This window comes from Parafrigoribacterium humi (genome assembly GCF_040227205.1).
Classification (GTDB): Bacteria; Actinomycetota; Actinomycetes; order Actinomycetales; family Microbacteriaceae; genus Parafrigoribacterium_A; species Parafrigoribacterium_A humi.
The window spans coordinates 532,346-547,904 of record NZ_JBELOA010000001.1 but is presented as its reverse complement, the minus strand read 5'-3'; the positions used below and the strand labels follow the sequence as shown (position 1 = coordinate 547,904).

Below are 15,559 nucleotides of genomic sequence, written 5' to 3'. Positions count from 1 at the left end.
CATGGCGGTTGCACAACAGCTGACCGATCCGCTCGCGTTCCATGGCGAGGGACCGTCCTGGAGCGAGAGCTGGGGAGGCCTGCGCTGGGTGGACATGCTCGCAGGCGACGTGCTCTCGCTTAGCGCTGCCGGCGCCGTAGAGCGGCTTCACGTCGGCACCATCGCGGCCATGATCCGGCCGCGCACTGCGGGTGGCGCCATCATCGCGCGCGAGCACGACTTCGCCATCCTGCACGACTCCGGCGCGATCGAGCCGCTCGTGGCGGTGCTGGACGATCCGGCGGTGCGTTTCAACGAGGGCGGATGCGACCCACAGGGGCGCCTGTATTGCGGCTCGATGAGGTATGACGCGGCCGAGGGCGGCGCCAGCGTCTACCGCCTGGAGTTCGATCACACAGTCACCGTTGCGCTGTCGTCGGTGACCATCTCCAACGGCCTCGAGTTCGCGGGGTCCGGCGACTTCGCCTACTACGTCGACACGCCGACGAACCGCGTCGACCGGCTGGAATACGACCCGGAGCGGGGTTTTCTTGCCCGCTCGACCTTCGCCACCATCCCGAAGGATCGCGGCTATCCCGACGGCATCGCGCTCGACGTCGACGGCGGCGTGTGGGTCGCCGTCGGGCACGGCTCGGCGGTCTACCGTTTCGACCGGGATGGGCGGCTCGACCAGGTCGTCGACGTGCCGGTGAGCAACGTCACGGCCTGCACCTTCGGTGGCGAGGACATGACGACCCTGTACATCACTACCTCGCGCGAGGGCATCCCGGACGACGCCGAGCCCGAGGCCGGCGCCGTGTTCAGCTACGAGGCCCCCGTCGCCGGGCTGACAACGGGGGCCTACGCGGGCTGAATCCGGTCGATCAGTCGATCGGGGCGGGCCCCAGCTCATCGAGCAGCTGCTGCATCTTCACGTATGCCTTGTTGCGATACGCGATGAGCGCGGGGATGCGGTCGGCCGGCACATCCAGGAAGCCGGCGCCGGACTTGGTGCCGAGCTTGCCCGCATCCACGAGCTCCTTGAGGATCGCCGGGGTGGCAAAGCGCTCGGGGAACCGCGTCTGCAGCGAGGTGTAGCACATGGCGTAGACGTCGAGGCCGGCCATGTCGGCGATCGCGAACGGCCCGAAGAACGGGAGCCGGAATCCGAAGGTCGTGCGCACGATCGTGTCGATCGAGTCCGCGCTCGCGATGCCCTCCTCGACCAGGGCGGTCGCCTCGTGGAACAGGGCGTACTGCAGGCGGTTGAGCACGAAGCCCACGGCGTCGGTGATGCGCGCGGTGATCTTGCCCGCCTTTGCGAGCAGTTCCTCCACCTGCACGAGCGCGTCTTCAGCCGTGCCCGCGTGCGGGATGAGCTCGACGCCGGGGATGAACGGGGCCGGGTTCGAGAAGTGGATGCCGAGGAAGCGGGAGTTGACCTCCACCGCCTCCGCGAGCGTCGTGAGCGGGATCGTGGAGGTGTTGCTGCCGATGATCGCCGTCGGGGAGGCGGCCGCGCTGATGCGCGCGAGCGTCTCCTTCTTGATCGGGACCGTCTCCGGCACGGCCTCCTCGATGAAGTCCACGCCGTCCACCGCGTCCTCCATCGACTTAGCCGCGCTGATGTTCGCGCGAATGGTGTCGGTGGATCCGGCGGGGAACAACCCGGCCGCCTCGAAGTCCGCGGTCTCCGCGATGATGCGCACGAGGTTCTTCTCGGCGATCTCGGCCGAGATGTCGGCGATCTTCACCGTGCACCCGGCGAGTGCCAGGATCTGCGCGATGCCGCCGCCCATGTAGCCGGAGCCGATGACGGCGGTTTTGGTGATCATGAGTTGTCTGCTTCCTCGTAGCGGGTGATGATGGCGACCTTGTTTGCCGAATTCGACGTCGGGTCGAAGCGGTAGCCGAGCCACTCGCGCACGAGCCGCTTGGCCACCTCGATGCCGATGACCCGCTGCCCGAGTGCGAGCACCTGGGCGTTGTTGCTCAGTACGGAGCGCTCGACCGAGTAGCTGTCGTGCGCGGTCGCTGCGCGGACACCCGGAACCTTGTTGGCCGCGATGGCGACGCCGAGGCCGGTGCCGCAGATGAGTACGGCACGGTCCACCTCGCCGGCGGCGATGAGCTTGCCCGCCTCGATGGCGACGTCCGGGTAGTCGGCCTGGGCATCCGGAGTGATGCCGACGTCGGTCACCGACTCCACTCGGTCGTCCTGTTTGAGCAGCTCGAGCAGGATCTCCTTGTACTGGTAACCGGCGTCGTCGCTGCCGATGGCGACCCTGAGTGTGTCGGACATGTCCTATTCCTTCGTGATCGTGTCCGCGATGGTGCGGACGATGAGTGCGAGCGATGTTGCGCCCGCATCCGGATGGCCGAGACTGCGCTCGGCAAGTGGCCTCGCGCGACCGAGTGCTGGTCTGAGGGCCGCGGTTTCTTCTGCCGCCCGCCCAGCATCCTGCGCCGCGGAGCTGAGAGCCTGGGGAACGGGCGAGCCACCGGTGAGTGCGGCCGACAGCGATTCGACATAGGGGACGAGCGCGTCCACCATGGTCTTGTCTCCGGGCGACGCGCCGCCGAGACGCGTGATCGCGTTCATCGCGGACTCGGCGAGCGAGAGCGTGAGCGCAGACGTGTTGGGCTCATCGGTCTGGAGCGCGAGCCCCATGGCGCCCAGTGCGGCACCCCAGAGCGCACCGGAGGTTCCTCCGGCCTCGTCGGCCCAGGCCTCGCCGGCCCGGCGCAGGAGTTCGGATGCCCGTGCGGGCGTCGCCGACTCCGCCGCACGCACCGCGGCGTCGATCCCCCTGGCCATCCCGACGCCGTGGTCGCCGTCACCGGCGATCGCGTCGATGCGCCCGAGCTCATCCGCGTTCTCGTGAAGTGTCTGCTGTGCCGCTCGGAGCAGGGTGGTGGCGAGCTCCGCGGCGCGGATCTCGCTCTCGCTGAGCGGCGTCTCGGGCTCGCTGGTTGTGGCGGCGCCGACCGTGGCCGCGGTACTCGTGCGCGCACGGTCGTCGCCCGCGATCATTCCCTTGCGGTAGCCGGGCGCGTAGGCCGGGTCGCACCACAGTGCCTCGAGCTCCGGCGTGAGCCAGAACAGCGTGACGGAGACGCCGCCCATGTCGAGGCTCGTGACGAGCTCGCCGCACTCCGGCTCCACGATGGTCAGGCCCTCGGCGTCGAGGCGCGCGGCGACGTGGCGGTAGAGCACGAAGAGCTCTTCGTACTTGACGGTTCCGAGCCCGTTCACGATCACCGCGACGCGGTCACCGGCGTCCTCAGCGCGCTCGGCGAGCAGCGGGTCGAGCAGGAGGTCGGCGAGCTCAGCAGCGGAGCTCATCTCGTGCTCGCTGATGCCGGGCTCGCCGTGGATGCCGAGTCCGAGCGACATCGTGCCGGCCGGAACGGTGAACAGGGGAGCGTCGGCCCCGGGGAAGGTGCAGCCGTCGAAGGCGACGCCCATGGTGAAGGTGCGGTCGTTGGTGGCGATGGCCAGGCGCTCGACCTCGTCGAGGTCGAGCCCGCGCTCTGCCGCGGCGCCCGCGATCTTGAACACGGTGAAGTCACCGGCGATACCGCGTCTCTTGTGCCGTTCGTGTGCCGGGGCGCTGGCCACGTCATCCGTCACCAGCACCGTGCGCACGTCGATGCCCTCGGCGCGAAGCCGGTCCTGGGCGAGGCCGAAGTGCAACACGTCACCGGCGTAGTTGCCGAAGCTGAACAGGATGCCGCGGCCCTCGTGCGCGCGCTCGGCGACCCGGTAGGCCTGGGCCGCAGACGGCGAGGTGAACACGTTTCCGCAGACCGCGCCCGTCGCGAATCCCTTGCCGACGAGGCCGGCGAAGGCGGGATAGTGGCCGGAGCCACCGCCGATCACGACACCGACGTGGGGCTCTGGCGCGCGCGTGGCGCGCACGACGCCACCGTCGACGCGCTCGACAAAACTCGGGTTGGCGAGCACGAATCCGTCGAGCGCATCCGTGGCGAAATTCGCCGCGTCGTCGAACAGCTTGGTCATGGCTGCTCACCGTTCTCAGCCTTCGCGCGGGACGCGGAGAGGTCGTGCTGTGCCACCCGGCTGGTCCCGAGCTCGTAGTCCGCGCGCTTCGGCAGCGCGTGCCTGCGCAGGTAGTCGCGGTTGGTCGCGCACACGCTCAGGCCGTCTCCGCCGTAGTTCTCGGTGCAGATCACACCCTGGAACCCGACAGACACGGCGTAGTCGAGCGCCCAGCGGTAGTTCATCAGGCCGGACTCCAGCGGCGCGGGCACCGAGACGTACATGCCGCGCTCGACGTCTTCGTCGCGCTGGTAGTTCTTCACGTGCCAGAAGTTCGCCCACGGCATCGTCTTCTGCACCAATTCGACCCAGGACTCCACCGGACGGTGCAGCCGGATGAGGTTTCCGATGTCGGGATTGAGGCCCACGCTTTCGAGGCCGATGTCTTCGGCCAGCCTGACCGAGGAATCCCCGGTACCGAGGTAGGTGTCTTCGTACATCTCCAGCGAGATCAGCACGCCGACCTCCGCAGCGTGCGTGCCGAGCTCGCGGAAGCGGTTCACGGCGAGGGTCCACATGTCGTGGTCGTACGGATCATCGTGGTGGCCGTCTGCCGTCCAGAACCAGAGCCTGTTCTTCTGCTGCTCGCTCAGCGCCTGGTGAAGGCCGACCGAGACGACGCCGATGCCGAGCTCGGCCGCGGCGTCGATGCTGCGGTGGCTGTAGGCAAGATTCTCCGTGCCGGAGTTCGCGTCGATCACGCTGCGGCGGATGGCCGAGATCGACGTCAGCTCGATCGCGTGCTCCTTCGCCGCGGCCGTGAGCTCGGCGAGTCGCTGCGGGCTCAGGTCCCCGGGGCGCACCCAGCTGTCTGTGAGGTCTGCGCGATCGAACCCCGCGTCCGCGACATCCCTGAAGGCACGCGCCCAGGTCTCGACCGGTGCGTCCTGCGCGGCCTGGCCGCGGGCGTCCACTCCGGGAAAACTGAGCATGCTGGCGGCGATCGGCCAGTTCTCGGCGGTCAGTAGCGGCGGTGTCGTGGAGTCGTTCATGCTTTCAGGTTACCGCTCCGAGAAGAAACTATTCTACATCTTTGGAGAAAATTGTCGCAGATTGAGCGAAATGTTTCTCATACCTGGCGACGGACTCACGGCCACCAGCGCGCGAGCCGCAGGTTCACCCGATAGGCACCGGATGTCGTCTGCACGACCGGGGTGCCCTCGGCCTCGTAGTACTCCAGGGCCCTGTCCTCGTGGCACACCGGCGGGTACCCGCTCGAGCGTACGACGCGCCACCACGGCACCCCGTCGCCGTAGCGGGCCATCACGGTGCCGACGGCGCGGGCCGCGCGCGAACCGAGAACGGCGGCCACGTCTCCGTAGGCCATGACCCGGCCATCCGGAATCGAGGCGACGACATCGAGCACGCGCGAGACGAAGTCGTCCTGAGGCAGGTCAGGCGCCGGGGAAGAAGGAGCGGTCACGACGAAGGTCAGGGGAGTTCGATGGCGCCGATCTTCTCGCCGTACCTGGTCTCTTCGACGACCGTGAATCCGACGCGCAGGAAGAACTCCTCCGGCCCGTCTTCTCCCGGCTCCCAGATCACGGTGAGCCGATTGAACCCGCGCTTCTTCGCCTCCGCCGCAGCCGCGACGACCGCGAAACGACCGACGCCCTTGCCCTGCGTGTTCGCGGCAACGTTCATGCGCCAGATGCAGCTGCGGAACTCTTCTTCGTGGGCGTTGGGGTCGAAGTTCGCCATGAGGAAGGCGACGACGCCGTTGCTGTCGTCGACCACGACGCGGGACCAGTTGTTGCTCGGGTCGAGGAACGGGCCGGCCATGGCGTAGGAGACGGGCTCGATGAAATGTTCCTGTCCGGGCTTCATTGACAACGCATTTGCCTCAACGATGTTCTTCGCCGACAGTTCTTCGAGTCTCAAGTCGCCCATTTAGACAGGCTAACCCCCAGCGCTGATGTGGGCATAGCCAGAATTCCCGAGCTGTGAGCAAGTATCTCGATGTCAAGATACTTTGGCTTCTCTTGTAAGATTGATGGCGGCCTCACCGTAGGCATATCAGGGCCTCTCCGGGGGCCGAACGAGAGGAACGGCCCGTGGCGAAGATCAAGGTAGAGGGAACCGTCGTCGAGCTCGACGGCGACGAGATGACCCGCATCATCTGGCAGAGGATCAAGGACACCCTGATCCACCCCTATCTCGACATCAACCTCGAGTACTACGACCTCGGTATCGAGCACCGCGACGCGACCGACGACCAGGTCACCATCGACGCGGCCCACGCCATCCAGAAGCACGGCGTCGGCGTCAAGTGCGCCACCATCACGCCGGACGAGGCGCGCGTCGCAGAGTTCGGCCTGAAGAAGATGTGGAAGTCGCCGAACGGCACCATCCGCAACATCCTCGGCGGCGTGATCTTCCGCGAGCCGATCATCATCTCCAACATCCCTCGCTTGGTTCCCGGCTGGAACAAGCCGATCATCATCGGCCGCCACGCCTTCGCCGACCAGTACAAGGCCACAGACTTCGTCTTCAAGGGTGCGGGCAAGCTCACCGTGCAGTTCACCCCGGACGACGGCTCCGAGCCGATGAAGTTCGACGTCTACGACGCCCCGGGTGACGGCGTCGCCCAGGTGCAGTACAACCAGGATGCGTCGATCCGCGACTTCGCCCGCGCGAGCCTCAACTACGGCCTGCAGCGCAACTACCCGGTGTACCTCTCCACCAAGAACACGATTCTCAAGGCGTACGACGGCCGCTTCAAGGACATCTTCCAGGAGATCTTCGAGACCGAGTTCAAGGACAAGTTCGACGCCGCGGGACTGACCTACGAGCACCGCCTCATCGACGACATGGTGGCATCCGCCATGAAGTGGGAGGGCGGCTACGTCTGGGCCTGCAAGAACTACGACGGCGACGTGCAGTCCGACACCGTGGCGCAGGGCTTCGGCTCGCTCGGCCTCATGACGAGTGTGCTCTCTGTTCCGGACGGCAGCATCGTCGAGGCGGAGGCCGCGCACGGCACCGTCACCCGGCACTACCGCCAGCACCAGGCTGGCAAACCTACCTCGACCAACCCGATCGCCTCGATCTACGCCTGGACCCGCGGCCTCGCCCACCGGGCCAAGCTCGACGGCAACCCGGCGCTCGCCGAGTTCGCGTCGACGCTCGAGGATGTCGTGGTCACCTCCGTCGAGTCCGGCGCGATGACGAAGGACCTGGCCCTGCTCGTCGGTCCGGACCAGAAGTGGCAGACCACAGAGGAGTTCCTCGACACCCTCGACAAGAATCTGGCAGCGCGCCTGGCCTAGCCACCTCCACCTTCCGCAGAGCAGGCTCGACGAAGCAGGGCGAGGCGTAGGGTCGAGAGTGTGAAGATCACCGTTACCGGGGCGGCCGGCCAGATTGGGTATGCGCTTCTGTTTCGGATCGCGTCGGGGGCGATGCTCGGCGCCGATACGCCAGTTTCTCTGAGGTTGCTGGATATTCCGCAGGCCGTGAAGGCGGCGGAGGGCGTCGCACTGGAGCTCGACGACGGGGCGTTCCCGCTGCTGCAGGGTGTCGACGTGTTCGACGACGCCGGTGCGGCCTTCGAGGGTGCAAACATCGCGCTGCTGGTGGGGTCGCGTCCGCGTACCGCAGGCATGGAGCGTGGCGACCTGCTCGCGGCGAACGGCGGGATCTTCGCACCCCAGGGAAGCGCCATCAATTCGGGTGCTGCCGACGACATCCGCGTTCTCGTAGTGGGGAACCCTGCGAACACGAACGCGCTGATCGCCGCATCACATGCTCCGGATGTGCCTGCCGAGCGGTTCACCGCCATGACCCGTCTCGACCACAACCGTGCTCTCAGCCAGCTGGCGCACAAGGCCGGTGCGCCGGTTTCCGCGATTACGCGGCTGACGGTCTGGGGAAACCATTCCGCCACGCAGTACCCCGACCTGTCTCATGCCCTGGTCGACGGCAAGCCGGTGGATGTTGCCCACAGCTGGGTTGAAGAACACTTCATTCCCACGGTGGCGAAGCGTGGTGCCGCAATCATCGAGGCACGCGGATCGTCGTCCGCCGCATCCGCTGCCAGTGCCGCTATCGACCACGTGCGCGATTGGGTGCACGGCACACCCGTGGGGGATTGGACCTCTGCGGCGCTGCCGAGCGACGGCTCCTACGGTGTGCCGGAGGGGCTGGTCAGCTCGTTCCCGGTGAGCTCCGTCGATGGCCACTGGCAGGTCGTGCCCGGGCTCGACATCAATGATTTCTCGCGTGCGCGCATCGACGCCTCGGTCGCCGAGCTCATCGAGGAGCGCGAAGCGGTCACGACACTCGGCCTGCTGTGACCTTGTCGCCGTTGCGCCACAGCTTCGACGGCCACCAGATCGCCTTGCCGACGTCGTAGGAGAGCGCGGGCACGAGCAGCGACCGCACGATCGCGGTGTCGAGCAGCACGCCGAAGGCGACGATGAACGCGATCTGGGCGAGGAACAGGATCGGGATGACGCCGAGCGCTGCGAAGGTGGCCGCGAGCACGACCCCGGCGGAGGTGATCACGCTGCCCGTCATGCCGAGTCCGCGCAGGATCCCTGGCCGCGTGCCCAAGTGCATCGATTCCTCGCGTACGCGAGTCATGAGGAAGATGTTGTAGTCCACGCCCAGGGCCACGAGAAAGACGAAGCCGAACAGCGGCACCGAGGCATCTGCTCCGGGAAAGCCGAACAGATGGTTGAACACGAGCGCGGAGACGCCGAGCGCCGCAGCGTAGGAGACGACCACGCTGAGGATCAACAGCACCGGTGCCAGTATCGACCGCAGCAGGAGCATGAGGATCAGCAGGATCACCACGAGAACGATCGGGATGATCTTGACCAGGTCGCTCTGTGCCGTCGCGTTCGTGTCGTAGGCGATCGCCGTCACACCGCCGACGAGAACGGAGGGATCGGTCTTCGGCAGTTCGGCGCGCAGTGTCTTGACCACGTCCTCGGCCTTCGCGGAGTCCGCCTCGTAGCTCAGCACGGCGTCGATGAGCACCCTGCCGTTCTTGACGATCGGGTCTGCCCTGGTGCCGGGACGCACGGTGCCAACATAGACGCTCGCCGAGTCGATGCCCGCGGTCGCGGTGACCGCGTCGAGCATGGCATCCGCCTTCGACTCCTGGGTCACGATGACCACGGGGCTGCCTGCGCCACTCGGGAAGTGCTTGGACGCGAGCGCCTGGCCGTCGGCCGCCTGGGACTGCGAGAGCACGAGGTCGGTTTGTGGCACACCACTGGCCTTGAGCTGCAGTACGCCGAGGCCGCAGGCCAGGAGCACGAGGAGCGACACGATCCAGGTGACCCTCGGGCGGCGGGAGATGAGCCTGCCGACGCGGCGCCACAGTCCCCGGATTCCCTCTAGCCCGTGGATCTGATCCTCGGCCTTGTGGTGCGCGTGCCCTTCCTCGGTCTCGACCGCGGGCCGGAACGGCCAGAACGCGATGCGACCGAACAACACGAGCAGCATTGGCAGCAGCGTGAGGGTGGCGAGCAGCGAGAACACGATGCCGATCGCGGCGATGGGTCCGAGGCTCTTGTTGGAGTTGAGGTCGGAGAACAGCAGGCACAGCAGCGCGATGATCACGGTCGCGCCCGAGGCCGCGATCGGCTCGAACGCGGCCTTCCACGCCCTGCCGATGGCGGCCCACTTCGACTCGACGTGCCTGAGGGATTCGCGGAAGCGGGCGACCAGAAGCAGCGAATAGTCGGTGGCCGCGCCGATCACGAGGATCGACAGGATTCCCTGGCTCTGCCCGCTGAGCTTGATCCAGCCCCAGCTGGCGAAGGCATAGACCACGAGGATGGCTGCGGTGAGCGCGAAGATCGAGGTGAGCAGCACGAGGAACGGCAGCACCACCGAGCGGTAGACGAGCAGCAGGATGAGGAACACAGCGCCAGCCGCGACGAGCAACAGGATGCCGTCGATGCCTCCGAAGGCGTTCACGAGGTCGGCCGTGAGGCCCGCGGGCCCCGTCACGTACGCCGTCGTCGAGGACGGAGCGCCGGCATCCGCCACCGAGCGCAGCTCCGCGACGACCGTCTTGACCTCGTTGGAGTCGCTGATCGGCACGATGTACTCGACGGCCTTGCCGTCTTCGGACGGAATGGGACCGGCGACCGAGGTCTTCGCGGGCGCCTCGGGAGCCTGCACCCCTTTCACGTCTCCGAGCTTGCCTGCGAGCGTCACGGCGTCTGCAAGGTCGCTGCGAGAGAGCGTGTCGTCGGAGACCAGAAGCACGATCGCGGGGATCGCCTTGGAGTCGGTGAACTTCTGCTGCAGCTCATTGACCTTCGTCGATTCGGCGCTCGCCGGCAGGAACGCCGCCTGGTCGTTGCTGGAGACCGAGGAGAGCTTACCGAACGTGGGTCCGCCGAAGCTCGCGGCGACGAGCCAGGCGACGAGCAGCAGCGAGGGGAGCAGGATGCGCAGCCAGCGACGAGGAGTCCAGTCGCGGCGGGGATTGTCGGTTGACATCGATCAGTGCCTTTCGAGTGCAAACAAAATGAACAGCATTGTGACGAGGAAGCCGACGGAGTAGTTGATCCAGAGGAACCTTTTCCACCCGCGGTTCGCCGATTCCGACGCCTCGTCTGAGACCGAGCGGAAGGGCAGTGCGGTGGCGATATACGGAAGGGTGAACAGCGCGGCGATGGGTCCCGGCCACGGGGTGAACAGCATGAGCAGACCAGCCGCGGCCCAGAGCGCAATCGCGAAACGCACCGTCCACGTGGCGCCCATCACGGTGGCCACCGAGTGGATGCCACCTTCCCGGTCGGGCAGCACGTCTTGTACGGCACCAAAGGCGTGGCTGGCCATTCCCCAGAAGAAGAAGGCGGCGAGGATCGCGAAAATCGAGGGGCTAAAGGTTGCTCCGGCGAGAGCAAGGCCATAGACCGCCGGGCTCACGAAGTGGGTGCTCGAGGTGATGGAATCCAGAAGAGGCTTCTCTTTGAATCTCAGGCCCGGCACCGAGTACGCCGCGACCGCGGAGAGGCTGATCGCGAGCACGAGCCAAGAGAGAGGGCCTCCGAACGCCACGAGCGCGATCACAAAGGGCAGGCTCAAGATGACCGCGGTCCACAGCGTGATCCGGTGGATTCCGCGGTCGAGTACGGCCCCCTCCATGCCGCCCTTGCGGGGATTGGCAAGGTCGGACTCGTAGTCGAAGACATCGTTGATGCCGTACATCGCCAGGTTGTAGGGCACAAGAAAGAACACGGTGCCAATGATCAGCGGCGCATCGATGCGCCCGGTGCTGAGGTAGTAAGCCGCAGCAAACGGGAATGCGGTGTTGATCCAGCTGATCGGCCGCGAGGCCAGGAACAGCGATCTGGTCACTCCGCGGCGCTCACCCGTGCGCATCTGAGCCCCGCTTTCTGAGTAGTGACCACAGCGCGGGCAAAAGCATGAGTCCGGCCAACGGATAGGCAAAGTCTTCGATCGGCGCGAAACCGATCGCCAGGCCTGAAGTTAAGCGCGGGTCGTAGGCAACGAGGCCCGCACTGATCATGACGTTGTCGAAGGCTGCGGTCAGCGCAAGCAGGACGACCCCCGCGATCACGACGGGCAACCACCAACGCCGGATCAGTGAGGACCGAGACGGTCTGCCGACCAGCACCGCGACCAAGACAAGCGCGGCCACGACAAGAAAGAGGAGGCTGAGCACGGTGTAGCTCACGATCGAGCCTTCCTTCGGCTGAGGACACGCTCGACACCGGCAATGAGCACCATGGTGAGGTAGCAGAGAAAGAGCAGAAAGAACGGCTCCTCCAGTGGTAGCTCGGGCGCCAGCAGCACGCCGGTCATGATCGCCGTTTCGCCGCGAAAGAAAATGCCGAGGCCGATGCCAAAGAAATCCCAGACCAGAAAAAAGACGAGGCCGGCGGCGAGCACGATCGCGGCCCTACGGGCATCCCTCCAGAAGAACAGTCGGAATCGGTGGTCGATGAGCGCCATGCACCCGATCGCCACGAGCAACGTTGCGAGATAGAGAAAGCTCATAGTGGCTCCGCAAGAGCACCGGTGCTGATGTCGCCGCGCAGTCGCTTGATGACCAGCTCGGCGCTGATCAGGCACATTGGCAGACCGATTCCGGGCACTGTCGTGCCGCCCGCATAAAGCAACCCGTCTAGCTTGCTCGACGCATTCTTGCCGCGCAGAAATGCGCTTTGACGCAGGGTGTGTGCCGGGCCCAGGGCGGTGCCCCTCCACGAATTCAGATCCCGCTCGAAGTCTGCCGGGCCCATGGTGCGGCGCACCACAATGCGTTCGGCGAGATCCGGAATCTGTGCCCACTCGCTGATCTGGCGGATGACTTCGTCGGCAACTACCTCCACTGTGGCATCTCCTGCGCCGTCGATTCCGCCGTGGCCGATTCCGGGATCTGCCGGAACCGGAACGAGCACGAATAGGTTCTCGTGCCCTTCCGGTGCAACGGCGGAGTCCGTGGCACTCGGGCGGCAGACATAGATGGATGCAGGGCTTGGCACCGAGGTCACCGCGCCGAAAATTCTGCCGAAGTTGTCTGCCCAGTCCTCGGTGAAGAAGAGGCTGTGGTGGCTTAGTGCGGGAAGCACACCGCGAACCCCGAGAAAGACCAGAATCGCTCCGGGTCCCGCGACACGCTTGTCCCACCACTCCTGCGGATAGCTGCGCAGCTCCTGCGGTAGCAGTTGCGTTTCAGTGTGGTGCAGGTCTGCCGCGGAGACGACGACGTCCGCGTCGAGGTGCCGCGGGCTGCCCGCCGGATCGAGGTAGTCCACCCCGGTGACCCGCGGATGCGCACCTGCCGTCGTCGTGATCCGGGTCACGGTGGAACGGGTGAGGGTGGTCACCCCGGCGGCGTCTGCCAGCCGCGCGATGCTGTCGATGACCGCCGCGAAGCCGCCATCCGGATAGTAGACACCGTCTTCGAGATCGAGATGGCTCATCAGGTGGTACATGCTTGGCGTCATTGATGGCGCTGAGCCGAGGAACACGGCAGGGTAGCCGAGAATCTGGCGCAGGCGCAGGTCTGTCACGAATCGCGCGACGTAACGATCGAGCGGCTGAAGGAGCAGGCGCATGAGTCTGCCCGTCCGCCCCAGCACTTCGCCCACGAGCAGCGGCCGGAAGGAGGCGAAAGTCGAATAGAGAAAGCGCTCTGTCGCAATGCGATAGGTCTCGCGCGCTGAGGCCAGGTAGCGCTCCATCGCGGCGCCAGCACCCGGTTCGATCCGTTCGAAGGTGCGCGCATTCTCGTGGCGGTCGGCGACGATGTCCACCGGGTCCGCGTGCTTTTCGAAGAACACCCGGTAGCCGGGATCCAGGCGGCCGAGGCTGAGCTGTTCCGCAGCAGATGTTCCCATCAGCCGGTAGAAGTGGTCGAACACCTCGGGCATGAGGTACCACGACGGGCCGGTATCGAAGCGGAACCCGTCGCGCTCCCAGCTGCCTGCTCGACCGCCGAGTTCGCTGCGAGCTTCGAGAATGGTGGTGTTGTAGCCCTCTTTGGCGACCAGCGCTGCGGTTGCAAGACCCGCAATTCCTCCGCCGATAATCACGGCTGTTCCCCGTTGTCTGCTGCCGTTCATGAGTTGCCCCTACCGCGATTTCGCAGTTTGGCTCGCAGCAGGATTCGGAGCTTGACCTGCGCGGGCACGCTGATTCTTGTGTGAAGCAGCGTCGCGGCGGGCGCGCTGCGGACTCGAGTACTGAGTTCCTGGAACAGACCGTGTGCGGCGTCAATGGCGACGCGGCAGTTGGCCGGAAGCTGCGGGATGACCGCGGCCGCTTGGTCGAGGTCATCGTCGATGTCCTTCAGGAGCGCCAGCTTCTGCGACTCGGTGAGTTTTTCCGGATCGATCTCGGGAAAGTAGTTTCGGTGAAGATCGGTCCAGTCGACGCTCAGATCCCTCAGAAAATTGATCTTCTGGAAGGCGGCTCCGAGTCTGCGGGCACCATGCTCCAGTTGCATTCGTGTGTCTGGCGAGCATTCGGTGCCGTGTAGAAATACTCGAAGGCACATCAGCCCGATGACTTCTGCCGACCCATAGATGTAGTCGTCGACCTCTTCCGCAGTGAACGGCGATGGATCCAGGTCACGCCGCATCGAGGCAAAGAAGGGTGCGGTGAGCGAGGCGTTGATCCCGACAGACCGGGCGGTCTCCGCGAAGGAGTGCACGACGACATTCGTGCTGTAGCCACCCAGCACGGCATCCTGCGTTTCGCGTTCGAGCGCATCGAGCAGCGCCAGTTGGGCTGGCACGCTGAGGCCCGCCTGAGCGGCGGCGCCATCGACGATCTCGTCGGCAATGCGCACGAGACCGTAGATGTTCTCGATATTTGGGCGGACCGATTTGCCGAGCAGGTTCGACGCCATCCCGAAGGAGCTCGAATATTCGTGGATGATGGTAGCCGAGCTCTTGTGTGCCGCACGCGTATACAGCTTGAGGTCGGAGTCGGCGTCCGAGCGTCGTGTCACCAGGACCGCTCACCCGCTTTCGATGCCACTTCTCTGAGCTGCTCGCGCAGCGCGGGGGGAATAGCCGCCGCGGCGATGGCCGCCAGTGCAGCGTTGTTGTGTTCCGCGATCAATTGCTCGATAAACGATCGCGCCCCCACGGCCTCGAGTATCTCCTTCACGCGCGCAGCATCACTCTCGTCGGCATCGCCGCGCTCGAGAATCTCGCTGAGTTCGCTCGATTCACTGCGCTGGAGGGCGTAACACATCAGGGGTGTCACCTTCCCCTCCCGAATGTCGCTCGTAGTGCTCTTTCCCGTCAGTTCTTGGTCGCCGAAAACCCCGAGCACGTCGTCACGTAATTGGAACGCGATGCCCACGTTGCGACCGTACTCGCCGAGTGCGGCGAGTGTTGCGGCAGTGGCGCCGGCGAGCATCGCGCCGGCCTGCAGCGGTGCCTGGAACGAGTAGTGCGCCGTTTTCCACTGTGCCATTGAGATGACCTGCGACAGCACAGGCCTTTCGATGCCGCTGCTGTAGGCCACGTCTGCCAGCTCTCCGGCGGCCGTCACGAACATGCACTCCTCCAAGAGGTCGAGTAGTGCACCGCGTGCCTCGTGGGGAATGTCGAGTCTAGCGACGAGCGACTGGGACGCGTGAATGAGAAGGTCTCCGGCGAGAATTGCGGATGCCTGTCCCCAGCGTTCGGCGTTGGATGCGCTTGCCCCCCGCTCGAAAGCCTGTGATGCGAAGGAGCCGACAACGTTGGGCTGACCGCGGCGCACGACGTCTCCGTCGATGACATCGTCGTGCAGAAGGAATGCCGCGTGCAGAAGCTCAAACGCCATCGCCACGGTGACGGCGTCGTCGTCGTTGCTTCCTCCGAACGCGTGATAGGCGCCGACGACCAGTGCGGGTCGAAAACGTTTTCCCCCGTCGCTCGATCGACGGATGGCAGACCAGAGCTCTGCGTACTGTCGGCCGTATTGCACCGCTTCGCCTTCTTTCTGGTGAAAGAATGCGCTCAATCGTTCGGTGATGTCGTCTACTCGAACGGTATTACTGAAGAGCGGTGTCGTCAGTGTCAT

At 65.6% G+C, this 15,559-nt stretch carries 16 protein-coding genes; 3 read left to right on the top strand and 13 right to left on the bottom strand.

From position 1 onward, the window contains the following. Position 1 precedes the first annotated feature (1 nt). Positions 2-853, top strand: coding sequence for an SMP-30/gluconolactonase/LRE family protein (locus ABUA28_RS02620; protein WP_349902381.1), 852 nt, complete (start codon positions 2-4; stop codon positions 851-853). 10 nt (positions 854-863) lie between these two features. On the opposite strand, the gene ABUA28_RS02615 is transcribed toward ABUA28_RS02620, so the two are convergent. The 6 genes from ABUA28_RS02615 to ABUA28_RS02590 all read right to left on the bottom strand — a co-directional run bounded on the left by ABUA28_RS02615 (position 864) and on the right by ABUA28_RS02590 (position 5,932). Further along, on the bottom strand, positions 864-1,814 hold the full coding sequence (locus ABUA28_RS02615) for a 3-hydroxyacyl-CoA dehydrogenase family protein (RefSeq protein WP_349902380.1): 951 nt from the start codon (positions 1,812-1,814) through the stop codon (positions 864-866). Then, positions 1,811-2,281 (bottom strand): ribose-5-phosphate isomerase, encoded by a 471-nt coding sequence (locus ABUA28_RS02610; RefSeq protein WP_349902379.1) that lies wholly within the window; start codon positions 2,279-2,281, stop codon positions 1,811-1,813. Before ABUA28_RS02610 ends, ABUA28_RS02615 begins: the two co-directional genes overlap by 4 nt. A 3-nt stretch (positions 2,282-2,284) precedes the next feature. Continuing rightward, the gene (locus ABUA28_RS02605) at positions 2,285-4,003 is read right to left on the bottom strand and encodes a dihydroxyacetone kinase family protein (protein ID WP_349902378.1); all 1,719 of its coding nucleotides are present in this window, start codon (positions 4,001-4,003) and stop codon (positions 2,285-2,287) included. Further along, positions 4,000-5,034, bottom strand: coding sequence for a sugar phosphate isomerase/epimerase family protein (locus ABUA28_RS02600; RefSeq protein WP_349902377.1), 1,035 nt, complete (start codon positions 5,032-5,034; stop codon positions 4,000-4,002). The genes ABUA28_RS02605 and ABUA28_RS02600 overlap by 4 nt, the downstream gene beginning before the upstream one ends. 95 nt (positions 5,035-5,129) lie before the next feature. Continuing rightward, entirely contained in the window at positions 5,130-5,465 is a 336-nt protein-coding gene (locus tag ABUA28_RS02595; protein WP_349902376.1) for an MGMT family protein, read from the bottom strand. Between the two features lie 8 nt (positions 5,466-5,473). Next, positions 5,474-5,932 carry a GNAT family N-acetyltransferase gene (locus tag ABUA28_RS02590; RefSeq protein WP_349902375.1) on the bottom strand — a complete coding sequence of 153 codons (459 nt, stop codon included), beginning with the start codon at positions 5,930-5,932 and terminating at the stop codon, positions 5,474-5,476. Between the two features lie 164 nt (positions 5,933-6,096). On the opposite strand from ABUA28_RS02590, the gene ABUA28_RS02585 reads away from it, so the two are divergent. After that, complete coding sequence (locus ABUA28_RS02585) at positions 6,097-7,311, top strand: NADP-dependent isocitrate dehydrogenase (protein ID WP_349902374.1); 1,215 nt, start codon at positions 6,097-6,099, stop codon at positions 7,309-7,311. 60 nt (positions 7,312-7,371) lie between these two features. Further along, on the top strand, positions 7,372-8,337 hold the full coding sequence (locus ABUA28_RS02580) for a malate dehydrogenase (RefSeq protein ID WP_349902373.1): 966 nt from the start codon (positions 7,372-7,374) through the stop codon (positions 8,335-8,337). Here the strand turns inward: ABUA28_RS02580 and ABUA28_RS02575 are convergent. Genes ABUA28_RS02575 through ABUA28_RS02545 form a run of 7 tightly spaced genes read right to left on the bottom strand, consistent with a single transcriptional unit; the run spans position 8,315 to position 15,559 of the window. Beyond that, positions 8,315-10,504, bottom strand: coding sequence for an MMPL family transporter (locus tag ABUA28_RS02575; RefSeq protein ID WP_349902372.1), 2,190 nt, complete (start codon positions 10,502-10,504; stop codon positions 8,315-8,317). The genes ABUA28_RS02580 and ABUA28_RS02575 overlap by 23 nt on opposite strands. Before the next feature lie 3 nt (positions 10,505-10,507). After that, positions 10,508-11,392 (bottom strand): prenyltransferase, encoded by an 885-nt coding sequence (locus ABUA28_RS02570; RefSeq protein ID WP_349902371.1) that lies wholly within the window; start codon positions 11,390-11,392, stop codon positions 10,508-10,510. Continuing rightward, entirely contained in the window at positions 11,379-11,708 is a 330-nt protein-coding gene (locus ABUA28_RS02565; protein ID WP_349902370.1) for a lycopene cyclase domain-containing protein, read from the bottom strand. Before ABUA28_RS02565 ends, ABUA28_RS02570 begins: the two co-directional genes overlap by 14 nt. Then, on the bottom strand, positions 11,705-12,031 hold the full coding sequence (locus ABUA28_RS02560) for a lycopene cyclase domain-containing protein (RefSeq protein WP_349902369.1): 327 nt from the start codon (positions 12,029-12,031) through the stop codon (positions 11,705-11,707). Before ABUA28_RS02560 ends, ABUA28_RS02565 begins: the two co-directional genes overlap by 4 nt. After that, positions 12,028-13,602, bottom strand: a complete 1,575-nt coding sequence (crtI, locus tag ABUA28_RS02555) for a phytoene desaturase family protein (protein WP_349902368.1) — start codon at positions 13,600-13,602, stop codon at positions 12,028-12,030. Before crtI ends, ABUA28_RS02560 begins: the two co-directional genes overlap by 4 nt. Next, positions 13,599-14,492 carry a phytoene/squalene synthase family protein gene (locus tag ABUA28_RS02550; protein ID WP_349902367.1) on the bottom strand — a complete coding sequence of 298 codons (894 nt, stop codon included), beginning with the start codon at positions 14,490-14,492 and terminating at the stop codon, positions 13,599-13,601. Before ABUA28_RS02550 ends, crtI begins: the two co-directional genes overlap by 4 nt. Then, positions 14,489-15,559, bottom strand: a complete 1,071-nt coding sequence (locus ABUA28_RS02545) for a polyprenyl synthetase family protein (RefSeq protein ID WP_349902366.1) — start codon at positions 15,557-15,559, stop codon at positions 14,489-14,491. Before ABUA28_RS02545 ends, ABUA28_RS02550 begins: the two co-directional genes overlap by 4 nt.